Source organism: Rhodohalobacter sp. SW132 (assembly GCF_003390325.1).
GTDB lineage: Bacteria > Bacteroidota > Rhodothermia > Balneolales > Balneolaceae > SW132.
The window spans coordinates 156,321-181,071 of record NZ_QUOK01000003.1; the positions used below are offsets into that span (position 1 = coordinate 156,321).

General features: G+C 47.2%; 21 protein-coding genes. 9 read left to right on the top strand and 12 right to left on the bottom strand.

From position 1 onward, the window contains the following. Nucleotides 1-25: 25 nt before the first annotated feature. Complete coding sequence (locus DYD21_RS07680; RefSeq protein ID WP_116034880.1) at nucleotides 26-1,060, top strand: sugar kinase; 1,035 nt, start codon at nucleotides 26-28, stop codon at nucleotides 1,058-1,060. 119 nt (nucleotides 1,061-1,179) lie between these two features. On the opposite strand, the gene DYD21_RS07685 is transcribed toward DYD21_RS07680, so the two are convergent. The 3 genes from DYD21_RS07685 to polA all read right to left on the bottom strand — a co-directional run bounded on the left by DYD21_RS07685 (nucleotide 1,180) and on the right by polA (nucleotide 7,002). After that, nucleotides 1,180-2,304: a T9SS type A sorting domain-containing protein gene (locus tag DYD21_RS07685; protein ID WP_116034882.1), complete on the bottom strand. Its 1,125-nt coding sequence runs from the start codon at nucleotides 2,302-2,304 to the stop codon at nucleotides 1,180-1,182. A 203-nt stretch (nucleotides 2,305-2,507) separates the two neighbouring features. Continuing rightward, on the bottom strand, nucleotides 2,508-3,662 hold the full coding sequence (locus tag DYD21_RS07690) for an RtcB family protein (RefSeq protein ID WP_116034884.1): 1,155 nt from the start codon (nucleotides 3,660-3,662) through the stop codon (nucleotides 2,508-2,510). A 601-nt stretch (nucleotides 3,663-4,263) separates the two neighbouring features. Beyond that, nucleotides 4,264-7,002, bottom strand: a complete 2,739-nt coding sequence (polA, locus tag DYD21_RS07695; RefSeq protein WP_116034886.1) for a DNA polymerase I — start codon at nucleotides 7,000-7,002, stop codon at nucleotides 4,264-4,266. Between the two features lie 548 nt (nucleotides 7,003-7,550). On the opposite strand from polA, the gene DYD21_RS07700 reads away from it, so the two are divergent. Further along, on the top strand, nucleotides 7,551-8,387 hold the full coding sequence (locus DYD21_RS07700) for a universal stress protein (RefSeq protein ID WP_116034888.1): 837 nt from the start codon (nucleotides 7,551-7,553) through the stop codon (nucleotides 8,385-8,387). A gap of 335 nt (nucleotides 8,388-8,722) precedes the next feature. Here DYD21_RS07700 and nfo read toward each other — a convergent pair whose 3' ends face one another. The 3 genes from nfo to prfA form a co-directional block, all read right to left on the bottom strand. Continuing rightward, complete coding sequence (gene nfo / locus DYD21_RS07705) at nucleotides 8,723-9,565, bottom strand: deoxyribonuclease IV (protein ID WP_116034890.1); 843 nt, start codon at nucleotides 9,563-9,565, stop codon at nucleotides 8,723-8,725. Between the two features lie 15 nt (nucleotides 9,566-9,580). Further along, nucleotides 9,581-10,192, bottom strand: coding sequence for an inorganic pyrophosphatase (locus DYD21_RS07710; RefSeq protein WP_116034892.1), 612 nt, complete (start codon nucleotides 10,190-10,192; stop codon nucleotides 9,581-9,583). A 73-nt stretch (nucleotides 10,193-10,265) separates the two neighbouring features. Next, the gene (gene prfA / locus DYD21_RS07715; protein WP_116034894.1) at nucleotides 10,266-11,345 is read right to left on the bottom strand and encodes a peptide chain release factor 1; all 1,080 of its coding nucleotides are present in this window, start codon (nucleotides 11,343-11,345) and stop codon (nucleotides 10,266-10,268) included. 192 nt (nucleotides 11,346-11,537) lie between these two features. Between prfA and DYD21_RS07720 the strand changes: the two genes are divergently transcribed. From DYD21_RS07720 to DYD21_RS07740, 4 genes are all read left to right on the top strand, one after another. Then, nucleotides 11,538-12,698 (top strand): 5-(carboxyamino)imidazole ribonucleotide synthase, encoded by a 1,161-nt coding sequence (locus DYD21_RS07720; RefSeq protein WP_116034896.1) that lies wholly within the window; start codon nucleotides 11,538-11,540, stop codon nucleotides 12,696-12,698. Between the two features lie 63 nt (nucleotides 12,699-12,761). After that, nucleotides 12,762-13,247, top strand: coding sequence for a 5-(carboxyamino)imidazole ribonucleotide mutase (purE, locus tag DYD21_RS07725; protein WP_116034899.1), 486 nt, complete (start codon nucleotides 12,762-12,764; stop codon nucleotides 13,245-13,247). A gap of 8 nt (nucleotides 13,248-13,255) precedes the next feature. Next, the gene (locus DYD21_RS07730; RefSeq protein WP_116034901.1) at nucleotides 13,256-14,023 is read left to right on the top strand and encodes a copper resistance protein NlpE N-terminal domain-containing protein; all 768 of its coding nucleotides are present in this window, start codon (nucleotides 13,256-13,258) and stop codon (nucleotides 14,021-14,023) included. A gap of 784 nt (nucleotides 14,024-14,807) precedes the next feature. After that, on the top strand, nucleotides 14,808-15,386 hold the full coding sequence (locus DYD21_RS07740) for a transposase (RefSeq protein WP_147303523.1): 579 nt from the start codon (nucleotides 14,808-14,810) through the stop codon (nucleotides 15,384-15,386). Between the two features lie 619 nt (nucleotides 15,387-16,005). On the opposite strand, the gene DYD21_RS07750 is transcribed toward DYD21_RS07740, so the two are convergent. From DYD21_RS07750 to DYD21_RS07775, 6 genes are all read right to left on the bottom strand, one after another. Then, nucleotides 16,006-16,752 (bottom strand): HAD family hydrolase, encoded by a 747-nt coding sequence (locus DYD21_RS07750; protein WP_116034909.1) that lies wholly within the window; start codon nucleotides 16,750-16,752, stop codon nucleotides 16,006-16,008. A 5-nt stretch (nucleotides 16,753-16,757) separates the two neighbouring features. Beyond that, on the bottom strand, nucleotides 16,758-17,795 hold the full coding sequence (locus tag DYD21_RS07755; RefSeq protein WP_116034911.1) for a VWA domain-containing protein: 1,038 nt from the start codon (nucleotides 17,793-17,795) through the stop codon (nucleotides 16,758-16,760). A 124-nt stretch (nucleotides 17,796-17,919) separates the two neighbouring features. After that, nucleotides 17,920-19,212, bottom strand: coding sequence for an MFS transporter (locus tag DYD21_RS07760; RefSeq protein WP_116034914.1), 1,293 nt, complete (start codon nucleotides 19,210-19,212; stop codon nucleotides 17,920-17,922). A 48-nt stretch (nucleotides 19,213-19,260) separates the two neighbouring features. Further along, the gene (dut, locus tag DYD21_RS07765; RefSeq protein WP_116034916.1) at nucleotides 19,261-19,704 is read right to left on the bottom strand and encodes a dUTP diphosphatase; all 444 of its coding nucleotides are present in this window, start codon (nucleotides 19,702-19,704) and stop codon (nucleotides 19,261-19,263) included. Beyond that, nucleotides 19,694-20,482 (bottom strand): DUF3108 domain-containing protein, encoded by a 789-nt coding sequence (locus DYD21_RS07770; RefSeq protein WP_116034918.1) that lies wholly within the window; start codon nucleotides 20,480-20,482, stop codon nucleotides 19,694-19,696. Before DYD21_RS07770 ends, dut begins: the two co-directional genes overlap by 11 nt. Nucleotides 20,483-20,498: 16 nt before the next feature. Beyond that, nucleotides 20,499-20,843, bottom strand: coding sequence for an arsenate reductase family protein (locus DYD21_RS07775; protein WP_116034920.1), 345 nt, complete (start codon nucleotides 20,841-20,843; stop codon nucleotides 20,499-20,501). Nucleotides 20,844-21,064: 221 nt separating this feature from the next. Here DYD21_RS07775 and DYD21_RS07780 point away from each other — a divergent pair, with 221 nt between their 5' ends. From DYD21_RS07780 to DYD21_RS07790, 3 genes are all read left to right on the top strand, one after another. Next, entirely contained in the window at nucleotides 21,065-21,601 is a 537-nt protein-coding gene (locus DYD21_RS07780) for a hypothetical protein (protein ID WP_147303524.1), read from the top strand. Between the two features lie 126 nt (nucleotides 21,602-21,727). Continuing rightward, nucleotides 21,728-23,146 (top strand): sorbosone dehydrogenase family protein, encoded by a 1,419-nt coding sequence (locus DYD21_RS07785; RefSeq protein ID WP_116034924.1) that lies wholly within the window; start codon nucleotides 21,728-21,730, stop codon nucleotides 23,144-23,146. Between the two features lie 401 nt (nucleotides 23,147-23,547). After that, complete coding sequence (locus DYD21_RS07790; RefSeq protein WP_116034927.1) at nucleotides 23,548-24,465, top strand: DMT family transporter; 918 nt, start codon at nucleotides 23,548-23,550, stop codon at nucleotides 24,463-24,465. The last annotated feature ends 286 nt before the right edge of the window (nucleotides 24,466-24,751 follow it).

Sequence of the window (24,751 nt, forward strand, 5' to 3'; positions counted from 1 at the left end):
TTAAAATTCTAACCCATTTCATCGTATGAAAAAAATCATCACGTTTGGCGAAATCATGATGCGCCTCTCTCCTCCCGGATTTCAGCGGTTTTCGCAAGCTGATACCTTCGATATCAATTTTGGCGGAAGTGAGGCGAATGTAGCGGTTTCACTGGCCCAGCTTGGAATTCCATCTTCATTCGTCACCCGTCTGCCTGAAAATACACTGGGACAACTCACCCGGATGGATCTGCAAAAATATGGCGTGCAAACTGATAAGATTCTCACTGGCGGAGATCGCCTTGGAATCTATTTTCTTGAAACGGGTGCCTCACAACGGGGCGGGAATGTGATCTATGACCGGGAGAATTCATCCATCTCAACCATAAAAACGGGCATGATCGACTGGGATGAGATCTTCCATGATGCTCAATGGTTTCACTGGTCCGGCATCACACCGGCAATCTCACAAAGTGCTGCGGATGTAACGGCTGAAGCTCTTGATGCCGCTGTACAATCCGGAATAACGATTTCCGTAGATTTTAATTTTCGGGCAAAACTCTGGAATTACGGCAAAAAAGCATCCGACATCATGCCTGAACTCGTTGAAAAATGTGATGTGATTCTTGCCAATGAACTGGATGCAGAGCAGCATTTTGGAATCCAGCCGGATGGTGAACTCCAGTCGGTTGACGGGAAGATTAATCAAAATGCGTACATCTCACTTTACGAACAGTTAACAGACCGGCTGCCCCGGGCAAAAAAAATCATCTCAACCCGGCGGGAGTCGTTCAGTGCATCGCACCACTCCTGGTCGGCGGTACTGTATAATGGTAATGAACTATTTGAAGCACCAACCTACCAGATTACCCATATTGTCGACAGGGTTGGCGGTGGAGACTCTTTTGCCGGCGGATTGATCTACGGACTCTTAACGTACAAAGATGACCAGAAAGCGCTCAATTTTGCGGTCGCTGCGTCCTGCCTCAAACACACCATTCCCGGCGATGCCAACCTCGTGACCACTGAAGAAGTTGAAGCTTTGATGGAAGGGAAAAATTCCGGGAAAGTTTCTCGGTAACCCTTTAACACTCGATGATATCAGGCATACGGGAGCGGCTGGAATCGTCTCTTCCATCTTTAGACTCAAAAAAAAATTCCCTGACTGGCTCAGCCCACAAGTCTTAGTTCCTGTAGAACTTACTTAATTAACGTTAGCGAACGGGACATTGAAACTCCGTCTGCAGTTAATCGATAGGTATAAACTCCGCTGGGCAGATGATCGGCCTGAAACGTAATTTCGTGGGTTCCGGCAGATCGGTGCCCGTCTGCAAGCTCCGCGACTCTGCGTCCCGTCATATCAAATACCTCGAGCGTAACATTACTGCTGACCGGTAGATCAAAACTGATGATTGTTGACGGATTAAAGGGATTGGGGTAGTTTTGATTGAGTTGAAATGAGCTTGATAGTTCGTTCACCGGCTCATTGCTGGTAGCCATTTCATAGCTCATAATACTGGCGGAAATTTCTTCAGAAGATTGACTCACTTCAATTGTGGCAACGGTTCTGCCGTTTTCATCAATAAATTCATAATCAATTTCTTCTCCCTGGGAACCTGACTCTGCAGTTGTCTGAATAATCTTTTTCCTTAACACGTCATGCGTCCCGTTCGGAGTAATTACCTGGCCCCATGAATCTATTTCAACTGATACTTCGAAATCCTGGTTATCAGTAAATCCCATAGAAATCATTTCCTCTTCAAATTCGTATTCCCAGCTATCCTCGTAGTTTAAAGGGAATACAAAATCTACTCTGTAGGGGCTTGAAATCACTACATATTCTTCGTTGCCATCTTCGAACGTTCCAACTTCGCCATATGAAAGTCCTTCACCGGTTGCATCATCAATACTGATGTACGTATAGAAAGTCTCAAATTCAAAACCCTCCGGCACGTCTTCTCCGGTATCATACACATCAATATCAAAAGCTAAAATGAAGTCAGCTTGCGAGAAATGCGGATTATCGCCGCCCGGAGCATCTCCTGTGTTTGGCGATACAGAATAACTGCCCTCAATTCTTCCGTCAAATTCTATCCCGGTAAAATCCCATGTTTGATCGGCACCGGACTGGTCTATCAGTGGTAAAATTGACTCTGAGTCAACACTCAGTTCCTGAACTGTTAACTGATCATTCTCATACGACTGTAAAATATCCTGTTGAGAAACAGATATCTGGGCCTGTACCCCATCAATTCCAAATAATAAAACGACAAAGAAGATGAGAGATAAATGAAATCTTTTTGAATTTGTACCTGATAATTGCATATAAATTTTTTGTAGTTAAAAATTATATATCCTAAATAGTAAATAATCTGGCAAGTATCACATATAAATCCCTGTTTTTGGATTCTAAGTTTCCTGGGGTGCTTGAAATTGGATAATTTGATTTGATGTCATCATAATCTGACGATCTCTTTCTGTCCACCCCTGCCATAAGTCATTAACTCTTTAACCCGATACCTTTTTCTCTACCCTTTGATCACAGCAAGAGGTTTAAGTTCAATTTCGATATCAATCAGGTCTTTTTGCAATTTCATGACCTCCTCGATGTCTTTATAACTTCCCGGTGCTTCATCGAGATCTCCCTGTGAACGTATGGCGTGAATGACGCCCATTTTTTCAAGCATTTCCGTCTCTTTTTCTACATCCAGGCTCCGCTTTGCTTCTGACCGGCTCATCACCCTTCCGGCTCCGTGAGAGCACGATTCAAACGATTGTTCATTCCCTTTTCCTCTCACGATATAGGAGTTTGCACCCTGTGAACCGGGAATCATACCCAGTTCATCTTTTCTCGCCCTGGTGGCTCCTTTGCGGTGTACAATCACATCTTTTCCGTAGTGATGTTCCCAGGCTGCAAAATTGTGAGGCTTGTTTATAAAGTTTGAAAAGGCTGTTCCCGGAATGATTTCTGTAATTGCACTCTTCACTCTTTCCATCATCAGTTTTCGGTTTTGAAGGGCAAACTCGATGCAATAATTCATCTCATTCATATAGCTCGTAAAATCCCCGGAATCCATCGGGAAAAATGAGAGATCTTTCGGGACTGAACTGTTCATCGATTGATTCAGTTTCTTTGCCTTTTCGTTGTAGTGCTTAGCTACGGTATACCCGATGTTACGTGAACCGGAATGAATCATAATCCAAACATACCCATCAGAGCCTTTCTGGAGCTCAATAAAATGGTTTCCCCCGCCAAGCGTACCCACCTGAGACATCGCATTTTCATATTCCTGTTCAACGATAGGAAGAGATTTTTCCAGGTCAGGCATCCACTTTTCATCTTGCTTTTGGGGATGGTGATTAAAGCCCACGGGTACGGTATCCCGGATGATGCCCATCATTTTTTTCAGATCATCTGTGTTAATCTCCTCCAGATCAGTTCGCAGTGAGCACATGCCGCACCCGATATCCACGCCAACCGCATTGGGAATGATCTCTGCCTCAGCCGCAAGAACTCCCCCGATCGGCATGCCGTAACCCCGGTGCGAATCGGGCATAATTGCGATGTGTTTGAAAGCAAAGGGCAGATTTGCCAAATCTTTTGCCTGCGATAAGGCTCCCTCTTCAAGATCAGAAAGCCACATTTTGATTGGCAGTTTTTCTGTCGTTACTACTTTTTCCATTGTTCTGCTCCGCCGGATGATGTCAAATTTTGAGAATTACTATTATTCTATATTTAAAATTGGTTCTAATGCCCCGAAAGTTCCGGAATGGTGGGAAAATGAAATTATAACATTGCAATCTCCAATAAAAGATCTGTAGGTAAATGATAGATTTTAAGGCAACAACCATCAGGTGCTATCACCACTCCCAAGGGGATCCCTCCGGGGGAAGTCACGATAACACGAAGTTTTCACGAATACTAATATATTGATATTTATATACTTCGTGGCACTTTGATCCGCCAGCCGGCGGACTAATGGGACAAAAGGTTTGTATTTTTTAGACGGCCTCCAGTAGAACCAAACTATTCATTTATAATTTTAGATGGTGCTGGAAGTGTCAAGTCAATTTTAATTTGTCGGGTTAAGGAAATTGCCTCATCCGCTGACTTCACGTCATCGGATGAGTGGATAGGGCTACATGTTACTCTGTCATCTTAAGCGATGGATAATGTACAGGTCGGGCAATTCACCGGATGAAGCGAATTCATCCGGTGAAGATTTGAAGCAAACATACCCGTCGATACATCAATGAGACGATACCAGGCTTTTACAGCCCTGATCAATGCGCATCCAGCCAGTTGTCAGCCAGGCCCATCTCCACAACCAGCGGTACATCGAGCGTATATGCATTTTGCATCAGCCCCTGCAGTTTTTCGGGCAGGGTATCCTGTTCGTCATGTGCAATTTCGAAAATAAGTTCATCATGAACCTGCAGCAGCATTTTTGATGTAAAGGCATTTTCCTGCAGGTAGTCCTGAATCTTTATCATCGCAAGTTTGATGATATCCGCCGCCGTTCCCTGGATCGGCATGTTGATGGCCGTACGTTCGGCAAATCCCCTCACGTTCCAGTTTCGTGAATTGATATCGGGAATGTAGCGCCGACGGCCCATCAGCGTGGTCACATATCCATCCTCTTTCGCCTGCTTCACCGTTTCATCGATATAGTTTTGAATACCGGGAAAACGCTCAAAATATTGATCGATCATCTCCTTTCCTTCGCTATTGCTGATTCCAAGCCGGCTCGCCAGTCCGTATGCGCTCACACCGTATGGAATTCCAAAGTTCACCTCTTTGGCTTTTCGCCGCTGATTCGGGTCCACATCATCAAGAGAATCGAGCCCGAAAATCTCTTTGGCAGTTCTTGCGTGAATATCTTCGCCGTTCTTAAACGCCTGCATCATATTTTCATCCTGCGAGATCGAGGCAATCACTCGGAGCTCCACCTGCGAATAGTCCGCCGCAAGCATTTTAAATCCGTCAGCGGGTACAAATGCTTTCCTGATTTCGCGTCCGCGTTCGGTTCGGATCGGAATATTCTGGAGATTCGGATTGGAGGATGAAAGGCGTCCGGTTGCCGCTACAGTCTGGTTGAGTTCAGTATGAATTCTCCCCGTTTCGGGATTCACCAGCTTCGGTAGGGAGTCCACATAGGTAGAGAGCAGCTTACTCAGGCTCCTGTAGTCCAGAACCATCGAAGGCACTTCGTACTCAGCCGCAAGTTTGGTGAGCACGCTCTCGTTGGTTGAATACTGACCCGTTTTCGTTTTTTTACCCGCCGGAAGGCCCAGTTTATCAAACAGAACCTCTCCTAACTGTTTGGGCGAATTGAGGTTAAACTCTTCACCGGTCTCTTCAAATATTTTTTTCTCGAGAGCCTCAAGATCCTTAGTGAGATCCTCAGAAAACCCGTTCAGCATCTCCACATCGATACTCACACCGTGACGCTCCATCTCTCCCAGCACACGGATCAACGGAAATTCAATTTCTTCTGCGATCTCCATCAGCTCATCTTCTTCCAGTTTTTCACTGAATTTCTTGAAAAGCTGAAGTGTAACATCGGCATCTTCACAGGCGTAGTCCGACACCTGATCGTATGGAATCTGATCCATCGATTTTTGGGACTTTCCTTTCTTCCCGATCACTTTTTCAATGGAAACCGGCTCATAATGGAGGTGTGATTTTGCCAGAGCATCCATACTCAGTTTTTGGGTTCCATCGATCAGGTAGGCTGCGACCATCGTATCAAAAACCGGGCCTTTCAGCTTCAAGCCGGCTCTTCGAAGCACCAGGTAATCATATTTATAGTTGTGGGCAATTTTCAGATTTTCTTCGCTGCCCAGAAGAGGCTTCAACAGATCCAGCACAGATTCTGCATCGGGGGCTCCTTCAACATTCACCGGGATGTAGTAGGCAACTCCCTGTTTCGCACAGAGGGAAATTCCCACCAGGTTTGCGGTGATGGGATCTGTGCTATCGGTTTCCGTATCAAAACAGAGCTCTTTCGCGTTTTTCAGCTCCGCAACTGCCTTCAGAATTTCATCTTGGGTGACGGCCGTTTTGTAGTTGGTTTCTACATCATCCAGGTTTTTTGGAGCTTCTCCCCCATTTTCATCAGAAAAGAGCAGCCCCTGCCCTCCCGGTTCTTCGCCCAGGTATTTTTGCGTGAGCGTGCGAAATTCCATCCGCTTAAAAAAGAGTCCCAGGCTTTTCTTGTCGGGCCCGCTCCATCCCAGGGTTTCCCAGTCTTGTACGTCAGGCACGTCGGTTTTTATAGTCACCATCATTTTGGCGTGAAGCGCCTGCTCTTTGAACTCCGTGAGACCCTCCCGGGCGCGTTTCGCTTTCATTCCGGGCGCGGCTTCTATCGCTTTCTCGAGCGATCCGTATTTGTTTACCAGCTTAGGTGCTCCTTTCTTCCCGATTCCGGGAACGCCGGGTATGTTATCTGATGTATCGCCGATCATCGCCAGCACATCAATCACTTTATCGGGATACACTCCAAAGTATTTTTTCACTCCTTCCGGGTCGATGATATTAAAGCCCCCGTTTTTGTTATCGGGCTTCACCATCACCACATGATCGCGAACAAGCTGCATGAAATCTTTATCCGGCGTAACGAGGTATGCTTCCACATCATCTTCGTGGGCGTCGTAGGCAATCGTACCGATCACATCATCCGCCTCATAGCCATCTTTTTCGATATTCTTAATTCCAAAATTTTCAATCATCTCTTTGATGAGCGGAATTCCAACCTTCAGTTCTTCGGGTTGCGGTGGGCGGTTCGCTTTATACTCTTCATCTTTTTCATGGCGGAATGTCGGTGCGTGCGTGTCCCAGGCTACAGCAATGTGGGTCGGTTTCTCCTCTTCCAATAGTTTCACAAGCGTGTTTGCAAACCCGAGAATCGGGCCGGTAGCAATCCCTTCTGAGTTCTTCAGCCGGCTTTTGATGAATGCAAAATGGGCACGGTACGCAAGTGCCATGCCGTCGAGGAGATAAAGTTTTTTCTTAGCCATTCCTTACATTTATAATCGTGATTCTGACGTTTTAGTCTTGATAACCTGAGTTCGATTAATAATATATTTCATTTATTTGGTATCCAGTCTCCCCTAAAAAGGGAAGATTTTCCCAAAGGGATCCCTTCAGGGCCCTTTTGAAAGGATGTGAGAAAATAACGTATCAATACTTATTGAGAATTATAAAATTCACCACGAAGCCACGAGGGCTCGAAGATTCACGAAGTGGATTTGTTTGATTCTATTAAACTTCGTGTATCTTCGTGACTTTGTGCCTTAGTGGTAAAAATAAATGGTTCATATATTTGATTGTGAATTTTCTCACAGCCTCTACAAAGGGGGACTTTTAATGTCATTATTTAAGAACTCAGGTTGATATTAAAGATACAACTCCATGCCAAGCCTGAAAAATCTGATCCCGCCTTTTTCTGTCTGCAATACAATGGACTGTAGGGTCGGAATCCTGTATTTTATTTTGGACTGCTAAATTTATCAAACCGAATAGGCTGCTGCACGGAGCATCATTTAACTTTAAATTTGTCTGAAGCTTGTCATTTGTAACCTCCATTTTAGTGCCGACCGATTTTTCCCGAAAGTCGGAAAATGCCATCCGGTATGCGTGTGAAATTGCCAGTAATACGGGAGCGGAAGTCCATTTTCTGAATATCATCGAAGAGCCGTACGATTTTCCGTCACGTGTGGATGAAATTTTGAAGGAAAAAAAGGAGCAGAACGAGAAGCGGCTGACGTCGATGATTGAAGAACTGCATTCGGTTGATGAATTTCGAATTGTGCAGATGAAAGGGCTGGTTCGCGTTGGTAAGGTGATCTCCACCACGCGGTCGGTTGCCCGCGAATATGATCACAATCTTGTAGTAATCGGGCTTGGAGGTGATGCGGATCTCAAAAAAGTTCTATACGGTAGCATCACCAATAATCTGCTCATGACGAGCTCCATACCAGTTCTGGCCATAGCGAAGCGAATCGATTACCGGCAGCCGCGCAGGCTCCTTTTTGCAACCGGCCTTCGGAAAAAAGATATCGCCCACATCAAAAAGATGCGGGAGTTTAGTATTGATATCGGTGTTTCACTGGAGGTTGTGCATATTTCGGAACCTGACACCAAAACGAATCCTGGTAAAGTAGAGTCATTCAACCAGAAACTGCAGAAGATCACCAAAAACCCGGAAGCTTCGCTGACGATTCACAATGCACCGTCATTCATGGAGGGAATCACCGAACTGATCGGGGATGATAAACATACACTTTTAGTGATGACCCGCTACCGCAAAAAATTCCTGGAATGGCTGCTCTCCAACAGCACCGTCCGTACAGTCGCTCAGATGGCCTCCGTTCCGCTGCTGATGCTTCCGGCTGATGAGTGAAATTGGATTGGGTGGCATGAGAAATACCATATCTCCAGAGCGTTGGTTTTTTCATCGGACGAGTTCCTGCGCCTCTATCTCTAATTCAAAGCCATGTACTTATTCAAAACCATGTGACCAGCCGATCAGATCTTGTATGAACAACTAAGTTCATCTACTCCTAATTTTAAAACGAACGATACCACTCCGAAGGAGTGCAACGTGAATAGCCCTCAGCGTAGCTGGGGGAATTGAACGCTGCGCCTAAACCTCAACCCCGATAGCGGGTTGAATTCCCCGGCATCGGAATATATCACTTTGATAGCTTTAACCTTTCATCCCACTGGTTTAACCAATCACACAGCCAGCTCTTTAAGTTTTGCGATCTCTTCGGGCCAGCGGTCGGGGTTAGGCGTTTCGAGAATGAGCGGAATTCCATCAAACCGTTCATCTTTCATAATCAGCTCAAACGGCGTCCACCCGATATGTCCGTCTCCCAGACTGTCGTGGCGGTCAACCTGAGTGCCGCACGCTTTTTTGGAGTCGTTCAGATGCATTGCTAGAAGGTATTTCAGCCCGACTATATCGCTGAACTGCTGAATGGTATCTTCAAAGCCCTCTGCCGTTGAGATATCATATCCGCCGGCGAACGCATGAGCCGTATCGATACAAACACCAACACGATCTTTTTGATCCACCTGCTCAATCATTTCGGCCAGGTGTTCAAACCTGAATCCCATATTGGTACCCTGACCTGCCGTATTTTCGATGGCAGCCTTCACATACTCCGTCTGATCCAGCGCGATGTTGATCGACTCGGCATTTCGTGCCAGGCAATCTTTTTCGGTGATTTTATTCAGATGGCTTCCGGGATGAAAATTGAGCAGTTTAATTCCCAGCTCTTCACACCGCTGCATCTCCACGAGAAAAGCATCTCTCGATTTTTGCAGCTTCGGTTTTTCGGGATGTCCCAGGTTGATCAGGTAGCTGTCGTGCGGAATGATGGCATCCATGGTGTAGCCATATTCGCTGCACCGTTCTTTAAACAGTGTGATATTTTCTTCGGTAAGCGGCTTAGATTTCCACTGACGCTGATTTTTTGTGAAGAGTGCAAAACCGGTTGCGCCAATTTCGTGAGCGCGAACCGGTGCATTTTCAACACCACCGGCCGCACTCACATGTGCTCCAATATACTTCATGAAATTGTCTGTCCTTTAGTTTCCAAACATTTCGTCGTAATCTTCCATCGAGGCTTCAATGACCTTAAACGCTTCTTCGCGGCCATACACCTTTTCAACGGAGACATCCACTTTTTTGCCCGGAATCATCTTGTAAGTGGCAAAATAGTGACGCAGACGCTCAATCAGCACTTCCGGGATATCGGTGATATTATTTACATCCTTATAATACTGATCGTTGCTCAGAACAGAGATAATTTTATCATCGGCTTCACCTTCGTCAATCATATGAAGTCCGCCAACCACACGGGCTTCCAGGATCACTTCCGAACGGTCAATCGGCCGCTCACTCAGCACACAAATATCGAGCGGATCGCCATCGCCAAGCTTGGTATCCTCAGACAGGGCTCCAACACGGTCACCACAGTACGTTCTGGGAATAAATCCGTAGAGTGATGGCGGCAGTGAAGAGCTTCGCTGCGGACGATCAACACGCATGTACCCGGTTTTTTTGTCAACCTCGTATTTAATCGTATCGAAAGAGGTAATCTCAACAAAAGCGTTTACGACTTCCGGAGTATTTGCCCCGACTTCAAGTCCGTGCCAGGGGTGTGGGCGCCATCGGTAAAAAGGGTTGGGAAAATTCAATGTTATCTTATTTAGGTTAGTTTTAGTATTTCCGGGCGGCCGGTTGGCGCCCGCAGATCGTGTTCGTTTACAATTAGTTCATGATTGCGTTCAGTTTGTCCAGGTTATCCTGCACTCTGAGCGAATCGATAACTTCTGCGATATCACCTTTCATGATATCGTCGAGATTATATAGTGTTAAATTAATTCGGTGGTCGGTTAACCTGCCCTGTGGGAAATTGTATGTGCGGATTTTCGCACTTCTGTCACCCGTGGATACCTGGCTTTTTCTTTCAGCGGCGCGTTCAGCCCGCAGTTTTTCCTGTTCAATTTCGTAAATTTTTGAGCGCAGCATGGTCAGGGCTTTATCTTTATTCTGATGCTGCGACCGCTCCTGCTGGCACTCTACCACAATGCCGGTCGGTTCATGGGTCAGCCGGATTGCGGAGTCGGTTTTGTTTACGTGCTGACCTCCGGCCCCGCTCGAGCGAAACGTATCCACACGGATATCGCCCATATCGAGGTTCACCTCTTCCACTTCTTCCACTTCGGGAAGAACAGCAACCGTTGCCGCCGATGTGTGAACGCGTCCCTGCGATTCGGTATCGGGAACCCGCTGCACGCGGTGAACTCCGCTCTCGTACTTCATCTTGCCAAACACTTCACTGCCGGAGAGTTCAAACACTATTTCTTTAAATCCGCCCATATCTCCTTCCTGGACCGAAAGAACACTCATTTTCCATTTTTCAGAATCGGCGTACCGGCGATACATATCAAACAGGTCACCGGCAAAAATTGCGGCTTCATCCCCGCCTGTTCCCGAGCGTATCTCAATGATACAATTTTTGGAATCATCGGGATCTTTGGGAATCAGTTTATACTTGATATCCTTCTCAAGCTGTTCCAGCTCCTCTTTCAGTTCACCGGATTCCAAACGAGCCATCTCGGTAATTTCGGCATCTTCATCAATCTCCATCAGCTCGGCATTCCCCTCAATCTGGTGCTGAATCTCTTTCCACCGGTCGAAATCTTCTACAAGCTCTTTCAGCTGGGTGTGCTCTTTGGTAAGCTCGGTATACTCTTTCGGGCGGTCATAGATCGCCGGATCGGCCATCGCCTGGTTGATCTCATCGTACCGCTCACGTATCTGTTCGAGTTTTGCTTCTAAATCCATAGGGGTATTCTGTAAAAATTGACAGACATAAAGATATTGAATTTTTTGCGTGGAAATGAACCGAATCGCAGATCAAAATTGAATCAGAGTTTTGTACCTTTCAGGCCGGATTTATAACAGAAATTTTAAAATGTCCGGGCAGTTTTACTACCGATTGTGCCCGGTCAGTTCTTTTATTGATTATTTTCAGATATGCAAAAAAACAGTTTAGAAGCGGGATTTACCATAGGATTTCTTGGAGCGGGACAGCTTGCGCGAATGTCGGCCCTGCAAGCCTTTCGATTTGGAATGCAGGTGGCTGTATTTTCCGATCGCAGTGAGCAGGAGCCCGTGGAATTTGTCACACCTCATGCATACAACGGTTCATTTGATGATGTTGAGAGCATGATCGAATTTGCCCGCGCTTGTGATGTGATCACTCTTGAAAATGAATTCATCGACTCTTCCATTCTGTTTGAACTTCGTGAACGAACCGGAACGCCGATCTACCCTTCTCCCGAATCATTTGAAATGATTGAAAATAAAGAGATTGAAAAACTGACGTTCAGTGATGCCGGCATTCCCGTAACTCCAAGCCGGATTGTTCAAGCCCCGGAAGAGATTGAAGCCTTTGCCGATGAGTTTGGGTGGCCGGTGATGTTAAAATCATCCAAGGGCGGGTATGACGGTTACGGAAACCGCACGGTGAAACATCCGGGTGAAACGTCCGCTGCATTCAGTGAGCTGGGTGGAGATGATGGCCGCGATATCCTGGCGGAATCCTTTGTGGATTTCACCCACGAACTGGCGGTTCAGGTAGCGCGGAATGGAAGCGAAACCGTGGTCTATCCCTGCGTGGAAACCGTGCAGCAAGATCATATCTGCGTGGCGGTAAAATCTCCGGCAGATATCGACCCGGTGCTGGCAGAAGAGGCTCAGCGTTTGGCCCGTAAAGCCGCCGAAGCGATTGACGGAAGGGGAATTTTTGCCTTTGAATTTTTCCTGACTACCGACGGTCAGGTTCTGCTCAACGAAACCGCGCCCCGTCCCCACAACTCCGGACATTACACCATCGAAGGATGCATCACATCACAATTCGAAAATCATATACGTGCAGTAACCGGACTCCCGCTCGGCTCATCCGAACTGACTCATGACGCATCCGTAATGATCAATCTTCTCGGCACTGATAAACGAACTGCGCGCGTGGATTTTGCTGATGATGCACTCAATCAGGCGAACGGACACCTCCACATATACGGTAAAACCGGCAGCAAACCGGGACGAAAAATGGCACACTACACCCTGCTCGGAGATTCAATGGAGGAGATTTACGACCGGGCGATTAAAGCGACGCTGAATATCAGAATTTAAACCTGACCTGATGAATTCACGTTATTGAATCAATAGAAAAACACTCAATCAATCTGCATAAACATGTCAAAACCAATTGTAGGACTGGTAATGGGCAGCGACAGCGACTGGCCCACCATGAAAGAAGCCGCTGAAATTCTTGAACTTTTCGACATTCCATTTGAGAAAAAAGTGGTTTCAGCCCACCGCACACCCGATTTAATGGCCGGATACGGGAAAGAAGCCCGGTCGAAAGGGTTAAAAGTTGTGATTGCTGGTGCCGGAGGAGCGGCTCATCTGCCCGGAATGCTGGCGGCATATACTACCCTGCCGGTGATTGGCGTTCCTGTCAAGACAACCGCGCTTGGCGGAGTCGACAGCCTCTATTCAATTGTTCAGATGCCGAACGGAGTCCCTGTAGCGACTGTGGCCATCGGCAAAGCGAAAAATGCCGGGCTGCTTGCCGCGAGAATCCTCAGTATTGAAAGTGAAGAGCTGGCCGGTAAACTGGAGGAGTATCACGCTTTGATGGCGGAAGAGTCCCTCAAGAAAACTGAAAATCTGAAATAGATGGTTTCATGAGCAAAAAAACAGGCCTGATTATTGTCGCCTTTCTCATAATCTTTATTGTGATCCGGGTGAATTTTGCGCTGAACTACTCGACTCAGAACCAATCTTCGGAGGCCGCGGAACCGTTTTCTCCGGAACTTCCGGTTTCGTTTACCGGAACACTGCCCTGTGCAAGTTGTCCCGGGATCAGCTATGAGCTCCGCCTTGAAGAGAACCAATCCTTTACAGAATTCAGCCGGTATCTTGATCGGGACCCGGGCGATTTTGTCTACACCGGACGCTGGTCCGCCGCCGAAGACAGCCTGACCCTCCACTTCGATCACTCAGATGATATAAAACAGTTTCTGTATGCTGATGAAACCCTCAAATTGCTCGACAGTGAGGGAGAGACCATTACCGGTGAACTTGAAGATCACTATGAACTGCAGAAAAATGATGAATTTCGGTCTATTCTGAACCTGCATCGTGAACTTCGTACAGAAGGTGTTACCTTTGTGGCCAACGGAAATGAACCGTTTTGGTCATACCGAATCCTGGAGAACAATACACTGGAATATGCTGCCCCCGGTGAAGAACAAATCTCCCGATCGATTCAAAAAGAAAACAATGAAGAAGGGTTTGAACTGACCGCAGAATTGAGCAGCGGGTTGATCCTGGAATCAATCGTTGAGGAGAAATTTTGCAAGGACACGATGAGCGGATTCCGCTTTTCACATACCGTTACAATCACACTCGGCGAAGAGACCCACTCCGGGTGTGGCCGGTTTTTGAGGTGAAAGACACTCAGACATGGTATTTCTGTTCCATCATCCGCGTTCTTGGTGATAGAACATCAACTACCTGCCAGCATATGCAGGGTTCCGAGTCTTGAGAAATACCATGTCTCCTCCACGCCCGGTTACTTGCCCCTCAGACATGGTATTTCTGTTCACTCATCCCTGTTCTTGGCGATAGAACATCAACAACCTGCCAGTATATGCAGGGTTCCAAGTCTTGAGAAATACCATGTCTCCTCCACGCCCGGTTCCTTGCCCCTCAGACATGGTATTTCTGTTCACTCATCCCTGTTCTTAGCGATAGAACATCAACTACCTTGCCAGCTCATGAAGGGTTCCGAGTCTTGAGAAATACCATGTCTCCTCCACGCCCGGTTCCTTGCCCTCAGACATGGTATTTCTGTTCGATCATCCCTGTTCTTAGCGATAGAACATCAACTACCTGCCAGCTCATGAAGGATTCCGAGTCTTGAGAAATACCATGTCTCTTCCACACCCAAATCCTTGCCACCAGACATGGTATTTCTGTTCGACCATCCCCGATATTGGTAATAGAACATCCACAACCACTCAGCTCATGTAAGGTTCCGAGCCTTGAGAAATACCATGTCTCTTCCACGCCCGGTTCCTTGCCACCAGACATGGTATTTCTGTTCAATCATCCCCGTTCTTGGTAAAAGAATATCAACAACCTGCCAGCCTGTGCAAGATTCCGAATCACGAGAAATACCATGTCTCCTTCACGCCCGGTTACTTGTTTAGAATTTTTTACTATATTTTTCGAATGAGTCTACTCTACAACTTCCCATTTGAAGCAAATGAGATCTACCATGTTTACAACAAAGCCGTAGGAAAGGAAAAACTCTTTTACGGTGAAGACAACTATAGATTTTTTCTTCAAAAATTTAGTCAATATTTATCTGACTCTGCTCACGTCTACACATACTGCTTGATACCCAATCATTTCCACTTTTTGATTCGGGTTGCTCCAACCTCGTCGCCAAATTTAATTTCAGAAAAATTCAGAAGATTTCTGATTTCCTATTCAAAATCCATAAATAAACAGCAAGAAAGAAGTGGTTCACTTTTCAATAAACACTTAAAGCGGGTGAAGATTGACCATATGGAGCAGTTAATTTGGATCGTTTATTATATTCATAGAAATCCATTGCACCACGGAATCACAAAAGATTTTAAAACATATAAATGGAGCTCTTTCAAAGCATTAGTATCTAACAAATACACTGAACTCAAAAGACAGGAACTCTACGAGTGGTTTGATGGGAAAAAGCATTTCTTACAATTTCATGAGGAAAATCAAGTGCTTGATTTGGAGCGTTTCAGTCATCTATTCCTTGAATAATATAAATCCCCAGACATGGTATTTCTGTTCGACCCTCCCCGTTCTTGGCGATAGAACATCAAGTACCTGCCAGCCTATGCAGGGTTCCGAGCCTTGAGAAATACCATGCCTCCTCCACGCCCGGTTCCTTGCCCTCAGACATGGTATTTCTGTTCGATCATCCACGTCTTGGCGATAGAATATCAACTAGCTTGCAAGCTCATGCAGGATTCCGAGCCTTGAGAAATACCATGTCTCCTCCACGCCCAATTCCTTGCCACCAGACATGGTATTTCTGTTCGATCATCCCCTTTCTTGGCAAAAAACATCAACAACCTACCAGCCTGTGCAGGGTTCCGAGCCACGAGAAATACCATGTCTCCTCCACGCCCGGTTACTTGCCCCTCAGACATGGTATTTCTGTTTGATCATCCCCGTTCTTGGCGATAGAATATCAACTACCTTGCAAGCTCATGCAGGATTCCGAGCCTTGAGAAATACCATGTCTCCTCCACACTCTATTCCTTGCCACTTAGACATGGTATTTCTGTTCGATCATCCCCGTTCTTGGTGATAGAACCAGAATAACTTCCCAGCTCATACCAGATACCAAGCCACGAGAAATACCATGTCTTGTACATCAACCCACACTACGGTTGTATTCAATCACCTCTTCATACGCTTCGAGGACTCCCTGTGTGGTTTCTCCAACCGTGACTTTGGCCACATCTTTGGCAACTTTTCGTGCATTGCTTGGCGCAAATGGCATTTTCACTTCTTTCAGCGCTACCGCATCACCGCCGGTATCCCCGATATAGGCCATCTGGTCAAGTGAAATATTCAGATGTTCGCCAAGCAGCTGCAGCCCTCTGAGTTTGTTGTTACCGGGCATTAAGATGTTAATGGAGATCTCGGTTGTGTGAATCTCCAGACCTTCAAAGTTTTCAGGGATGTATTTTAGCGCACGTTCATGAATTTTGTTAATCACAGATTCATCCGGACATACAATCCCGGCATCCATCATTTTTGTGAATTCCAGAATCGCATTTGGATACTCCGGCAGAATTTCGTCGGTGAGCCACGCTTTTACAGCGTAAATCGGATCGAGGGATTCGCCCGTTTCATCGAGGGCTGTCTGGATGCGGTTTCCCTCCCAGTGGTAAAGTCCCGCGCTTTCAAACACAAACGGATAGCGAATATCAAGCCACTGCCCTACAGCCTCGGCATATGGGAATGGCCGACCGGTGCAGATGGTGAGCGGCGGAATTTCTGAATCCTCCGCACTTTTCTGGTTTAGCTCACGCAGCCTGTTGATCGATTCCCAGTGCGGTGTTTTGAAAGGGTGAGAAATACATCCGTCAAGATCGGTTACAAATAGTTTAATCATAAAAATTATGCAAATGCAGGTTCTTTATTTTTTTCTGATCTGATGGTAAAATCGGGGAAGAAAAGTGAAAGTGACAGAAATACCATTCCGATCAGAACCATCAGCTGATAGCGGTTCACGTAGTTGGCATACTCCTGGGATGAAAACTGTCCGCGTTCGAGTTCGCTTAATCGAGAAAGGAACGGCTCGATGGTGTCACTGCCCCGTGAAATCTCATAATAGTTGCCCCCGCCCAGTGCGGCGATATTTCGCATCGATTCTGCGCCAAGCTGCGTGGTCACTTCCTGGCCCTGGCTGTCACGATGGTAACCGCGCAGGGTTCCATTGTCGTAAATCGGAATTCTGCCGCCCTGTTCCGTGCCGATACCCACAGTAAAAATGGTTACCCCCATCTGGTTCAGCCGCTCTACGGCTGAACGGTAATCGGGGCCGTGACTTTCTCCATCAGCAATAAACAGCAGAACATCAGCAGCATCACTGTTCTCTTCGATCGACTGAAAGGTTTCTTCAGCCTTTACCATCGCTGCATGAAAATTGGTGGTGGAAGATGGCATTTGATCGGTTTGAGCGATATCGAGATAGAGACGAAGCGCGGAGTAGTCAAGCGTCATCGGGCTTTGTACAAAAGCTTCGCCGGTAAAAACGAGCAGTCCTACCCTGTCACCCTCCAGCCGGTCGACCAGTCTGTTGATCTCAAACTTCGCTTTTTCGAGCCGACTTGGAGAGATATCCTCCGCATTCATACTTCGGGAAAGATCGAGTGCGATAAGCATATTCACGCCCGAGCGCTCCACTTCGCGAATTTCGGTGCCGATTTTCGGACCGGCAAGCGCCACGATGAAAAAAAACATCGCGATCAGAAAACTGAAAAACCGGACTCTCTCTCCGGTGCGCCAAAAATTCAGCCGGAGCAATGATAGAAGCCGGTCATCAAAAAGTTCCTGGCGTTTTTTGTTGCGAACCACCCGAACCCACCAGAAAACTCCCCAGAAAAGCGGGATCAGAAATAAAAGCCAGAGGTATGTGCTGTTGTCCCAGATCATATTGTGTGTTTACTTGCTTACGTACTTGAAAAACGTGTGAAAGATAACCATTAAAACCGTTAACGCAGAAGAAACTTGAACGACCGGATTGATCCTTCATTGTGCCGGGCGGATGGTATATAGTTCAAAATTTCTTTTGCTGATATGCAGCCTGAACGGGTTCGGGATCTGTATCAGACTGGGATGCTTCTTCTGCCGGCACAATTTTCATCAGCCAGAAAACCCCAACCATACTCAGCATAATGGAGAATAAGAATATCGTCTCACGAATGGTAAGCAGGTTGAACTCCAGCAGAAGAGCCGCAATGGTGACCGATACCGACTGTGCAAGGGTAAACAGAAGCCATTCGGTGCTGAACACGCGTCCCCGGAATGTATCCGGTGCGCGTCTCTGAAGAAGAACGGTGCTCATCACCCAGTTTGAACCGGAGGCGGCGTGTGCAAGCATCACCAATATTGTAATCAGATACAGCGCCTCTGAAATGCTTACAAGCGTATACATCAAACCGCCAAAAACCATGCAGAAACCCATCGCTTTAATCCATGTGGACTCCTTGTTGAATATTCGCCGACCGATTACAGGACCAATCCCGGTGCCCACTCCTCGCGCCGCATACAAGATTCCCAGGCCGACGCTGCCCATCAGCAGAATATCTTCCGCCACTAAAATCAACAAATAGACCAGCGCACCGATACAGCTTGTAAACATCCCCTTTGCCATCGTTGGACGCATAACTTCGGGGTGATCTATCAAAAACTGAAACCCTTCTTTGATGCCTGTGAGCGGATTCCTGGTTCGTTTTTTCTCCTTGTCGCTCATCACCTCCTGCGGGATTACGGCACGGTAAATAAACACGGCCGACAGCAGGTATGTGAAAAAATTGATTACAAAAACGGCGTCCGTTCCCAGCCATGCGGTTGCAAATCCGCCGACGGCCATTCCGGATGTAAAAATAATGCTCCAGGATGCAGCAGAGAGAATATTGGCAATCACCAGCTCCTGCGGCGTGGTTACATTTGGGATGGATGAGGTTTTGGCCGGCTCAAAAATTGCTGAAAAAATCATCTGAACAGCCATCAGCAGGTAGGCCAGCCAGAGCAGTTCGTATGATACGATCAAAATAAATCCGAGCACCACAAAACCGCGAAAAATATCGCACCAGATCATGAGTTTGCGCCGGTTCATCCGGTCGGTGATATATCCCGCAAAAGGAGAAAAAAGCGCCAGGCTCAGCGTTTTAATCACAATGATCAACCCGAGCAGAAGTTCCGAATCTGTATAGGATTGGATCAGGGCGTAAATCGCCAGCAAGCCAAACCAATCCCCAAAATTTGATATAATCTGGGCAAGCCAAAGACGGCGGTAGTTCTTGTTGTTGCCAACAAGGTCGAAATATGGTTTGGGGGAAAATTTCAAAAGAGAGCGCTCAGGTGCGTTTTTTAATCACGGAATATTTCAGATTGACTACTCCACACCTGTACTGCCAAAACCTCCATCGCCGCGTTCTGTCTCCTCAAGGGAGTCTACTTCGGTTACTACGGCCTGAATGACAGGTGCAATCACCATTTGTGCGATTCGGTCGCCGTGCCGGATTGTGAACGGTTCGCTGCCCAGGTTTACAGCCAGGAGTTTTACCTCTCCCCTGTAGTCGGCATCAATGGTTCCGGGCGTATTTAACATGGTGATGCCGTGCCGGAATGCCATGCCGCTGCGCGGACGAATCTGCGCTTCGAAACCACGCGGGATCGACATTTTGAGGCCGGTGGGGATCAGCTGCCGCTCACCCGGTTTTAGTTCTACGGGTTCAGCCAGTGCCGCCCGAAGGTCCATGCCGGCAGAGTCAGCCGATTCGTAGGATGGAAGCTGCAGATCGTTTGCATGTGGCAGTTTCTGAAATTTACATACCATCGTAGTGTGTTCGCTCATAGGATATTAGTCGTACTCTTACGTTTCCAAAAATAACTTTTACGTGTGCTTCAAGCGGCACTCTTAAATCATCGGTTAAATACCAGGCTTTGAATTCACCTGAAAATCCGAACGGGCCGTCCGCGTCTGTTGTACCTTCGCTAAAATAGGTTTCTACGTCATCATCGAAAGCGTCATAACTTCGCATCTCAATGTTTGAACTGCTTGATGCGGTCAGGTAGCTTTTTTCTCCTTCGATATACACCGGAAGTTCATACGGCTCCTCGATACCGGCAAACAGCCGGGAGTAAAGGAAAACCAAATCGCCGCCGCTGGCGGGTTCTTCGAGTTCGAGCGTGTCAGCAGGTTCGCCTTTTTCAAAAAAACGGACCTCCATCGCCTCCCGGTCAAATTTGATCTTTGCCGTTTCGTACTCCTCATCGTGGATATCATCACGCCAGAACAGATGGCTGTAAAACCAATCCTGGTTATAGCTGAACAGCGTTTCGTAGTTCACGATGCGTGTTCCCACGAAAGGTACGCGGCGGTTGGATCGAATTCGTGTTCGCAGATGGTGAACCGTTTCGCCCTGGTAGGTTGTATCGGGCAGAATCTCAACATCAACCCAGCCGAGTGTAAAAAAACCGTACCGCACTTCGAATTCAAACACTTCACGAACGTCCATCAGCATCTGCTTAGTCGGCGGCTCATCCCTGTCGAACGTGAGGTTGTGATCCTGCGCCTGCAGATTCTGAATCAACGCTCCCGGGAGGAGAATCATCAGCAAGAGGAAATATTTAAATAAATGATTCAAACGCATCTTCATCATATCCAACCAGCACAGCGCCGTCTCCTTCCTCTTCAATCACCGGCCGTTTAATCATCATTTGGTTTTCCAGCAGTTTTTCAAACAGTTCCTCATCACTCAAATCCTGATCCTTCAGGCCAAGATTCCGCCAGGTCGTTCCACGGCGGTTGATCAGCACGTCGAGACCTACTTTATGCACAAACTCATCCAGTTTATCAGCGGAAAGCGGCTCTTTTTTCAGATTTACAAACGTGTACTCAATATCACGCTCATCCAGCCATTTCAGCGAGTCCCGAACTTTATTACAGTTTTTGATGCCATAAACCTTTAGCATAATCGATATATTCTGTTTACAGTTATTGATTGTTTTTCGGGGATTGATATACTCAACGACCGGTGACCCCGTTCTCTACACCGCCGCAAATTATGAACAACGTTAAAGATACAACGATTACGATCCATTTATTAACCAATATCGTTAAATCCTTTACCGCTTTTCCATTACGGAGTAAACCGTGTTTTTCTGATAATGATTCATCCCGATCCAGCGCGAATTTGAAAAATCTCATTCCATTCACCTCGTTTCGATACGCTGCGGTTGCGGTTCTGCTGATCGCTATAATTAGCGCCTGCGGGCAGGATGATGATCAGCGGGATTTTGAACAAGAAGCGTTCTCCCTTCCGGATGGTATCACGCAGACAGACAATTCTGGTCAGATTGTGGAAGGAAATGAAGATCCCGACGACTGGCGTGTTGCCCCATTTTTCCAGGGGCTGGTCTATATTGATCCGCTGCCATTCCCAAATCCCGTTCAAGTGAGTGATGTGCTGAGAATTCACGTGGATCCGTTCCAGGAGGCTTTGAATGGCCTGATCATCCTGGTGATCAGTGAAAATGCGGCAAACAGGGAACCCCGCCAAATCTACAATCATGCACAGAGCCCTCTGCCCCCCGGCCCTACTGTGGTTGACCTGAATCCCATTCAGTTTAGCTGGAACAATACGGCTCAAAATGCGCGCGGCCTGCACCGGCTGATTTTAGTTGATGGATCTGGAAACGTAATCAGTTATGGCGACATCCTTGTAGAGTAGAATTTTACCTCCAGGATTCTAAAATCAACTCACCAAATTTTACAGAAATTGATCGTAGAATTGTGAAAGTTAGGAACGAAGTCTCTGTTCCAGGTAATCACTCGTATAACCATCAATTTCTGCTCTATGAAAACATCGATATCGCTCCTCTCCCTGCTCTTTATTATTCAATTCTCCCTGCTCCATGCCCAAACTACAACGAACGATCCGTTTCCTGACCCGCTGATTGCTGATGAGGATGTGATCCTCGTAGGGGCTGAAGAGTTTGCCGAACTGCCTGATTACGACGGCAATCCCGTCCGGATGATGCTGATGGTGGATGAGCCGGGAACCTCCCGGATGTTTGTGAATGACATGTACGGCCCGATTTACAGTGTGAGTTATGATGGAGAAGAAGTCTCGCTTTATGTTAATATCAACGATCCGGAGTGGGGAGTTGGAGTTGAGTACAGGGGACGCGAACGAGGATTTCAGAGCTTTGCATTTCATCCCGATTTTGGCAGGGAAGGGAGTGAAGGGTACGGCCGTTTTTATACATTTTCGGATGTGAGAGATAATGAAACAACACCTGATTTCATACCTAATGGAGGTGACAACACCCATCACACGGTACTGCACGAATGGATTGCGGATGATCCTTCTGCGGATCGGTTTGATGGAGAGGCTCCCCGCGAACTAATGCGGTTTGAGCAGCCGTTTGGCAATCACAACGCCGGACTGATCGCCTTTCACCCTTTCGCCGAAGCGGGCAGCAGTGAATACGGCCTGTTGTACATCGGCTCGGCTGACGGAGGGAGCGGCGGTGATCCGCTGAATCTGTCGCTGGATCTCACTTCGGCTTTCGGTAAAATGCTTCGGATTGATCCGCTTGGATCAAACAGTGAAAACGGGCAATACGGTATTCCGGACGACAATCCCTGGGCAGGCGAAGAGTTCAGCGATGAGCTCGGTGAGATTTATGCGTACGGAATGCGCAACCCGCAGCGCTTCGGATGGGATCCGGATAATAATAATCTTTTTATGGCCGATATCGGGCAAAACATTGTCGAAAAAGTGAGCCTTGTACCTAAAGGCGGAAATCTGGGATGGAATGAGTGGGAAGGGAGCTACCGGTTTGTCAGCCGATCCGAAGTCATTGTGGATGAGCCGCGAAGTGATCCGGATGTGGTATATCCTGTAGTGGAATATGGCAGGTATGATCCGCTGATGGCAAATCGCGTGGCCGTAACCGGAATTCACGTCTATCGTGACGGACCGGTCTCGCAACTGATGGATCTTGTTCTATTTGGTGATATGGTGAATGGCGAAATCTTTTACTTTGATGCGGATAACCTCCCCGAAGGCGGAACGGAAGGACTCCGGCGTGTACTGCTGCATGATGAGAATGGAGACAGTAAAACCTACCTCGAGCTGATTCAGGATAAAAACCGAGAACAAAATCGTGAACCGGCATCCCGAACCGACCTTCGTTTCGGCACCGGCCCGGACAACATGGTGTTTCTGCTAAACAAACAAGATGGCACCATCCGGGTTTTAACTCCGTAGTTAAGCCGGGATTTATATCTCGAGTATTTTTACCACGAAGGACCCGAAGACTCTAAGGTTCACGAAGTTTTTTTAATTCTTCCCTTCGTGTTTCTTCGGGACTTCGCGCCTTCGCGGTTCCCAAACGAAGTTCAGTTGAGGCTTGCTAATAACCAATTTGGCTTTAAATAAATATCCAAAGGTTTACCACGAGGGCACGAGGACTCTAAGGTTCACGAAGTTTTAAATATTGAAAATTCCTCCAACCATATTTCTTCGCGGCCCTGCGCCTTCGCGGTTCCCATCTTACAGTCGAATGTTTACTGTTTACTTCAACGATCAACCACCCTACCTTCAAGTCCGATTTGAATAAACTTCAGCCATTAAAACCCTAACCTGCTTAACGCCACGGACACCATTCTTTGAAACAAAATGAAAACCAAAAATTACCGCGGCTGGCCTGGGCGGGAGTCCTTACCGGAGCAGCGCTCTGGGGCACACTCGGATTGTTTATCGCTCCTCTCACTGAGGCAGGATTTCCAACCCTCACGCTCGCTTTTTTGCGAATGGCCGGTGGCTTCATCCTGGCTCTTCCGCTGCTGTGGATCGCCAAACCGGGTGTCCTGAAACTTAACCGCTGGCAGGATCTCTCCTATTTCATACTTACCGGCACCGTCAGCCTCGGACTTTTTCAGTGGTTTTATCTTTCAGCGATCAATGAACTGGGCATGTCGCTTGCTGTAGTTCTGCTCTACACCGCTCCTGCTTTTGTGGTTATTATGGCGCGGTTTTTATTTGGTGAACCGATCACCCTCCGAAAAACGATCGCCATCTGCATCATGGTTGCAGGATGTGTGTTTGTACTGGAACTTCCGGCTCAATCCGGTCTCAACATCTCGGTCACCGGATTCCTCTTAGGAATGGGTGCGGCAATCACGTTCGCCCTCTATAATGTGAGCAGTAAATTTGCCCTTCAAAAATACAGTGTGTTGACGGTCACAATATACACCTTCCTTTTCGCTGCCATCGGGCTTATGCCGCTTGCAGGTGCCGGCGTTTCGGCGGATCTCTTTCTTCAGACCAACGTTTGGGTTTGGCTTGCATTAATGATGGTTGTTCCCACACTGTTTGCATATGGCTTCTACATGGTTGGACTTCAGAAAATAGAATCAGGCCGCGCCACACTCGCTGCAGTAATTGAATTGCTGGTAGCCGTATTGCTTGGCGTGATTATCGCCCGTGAACCGTTCAGCCCAATGATGGGGGTTGGCGTGCTGATGGTTCTTTCTTCCGTGTTGATGATTAGTCTTTTTCGGCGGGATAAAGTAGTTGTTAGGTGAGTGATTTGGACCGCGGAGTGGGGGTTCTCGCAGCGGCGCGACGGCGCAACGTGTTTGAACCGCAGGGGCGCGAAGTCGCGGAGTTAGTAGATGAGGTTTGCCAATGATAGAATGATTAGATCGCTGAAAAGTATGGTCACATTTATTGGGTACAGTAACTCTACCAGAATCCCGCAGTATGGGGTTAAAGAAACGCGTCACCAAACGAGCGAGCGAGATGAAAGTTACATGTTTTAGGTAAACGGGAAACAGGAAAGAGTAATCTCAAGATTCTGAAGCTTTTGCG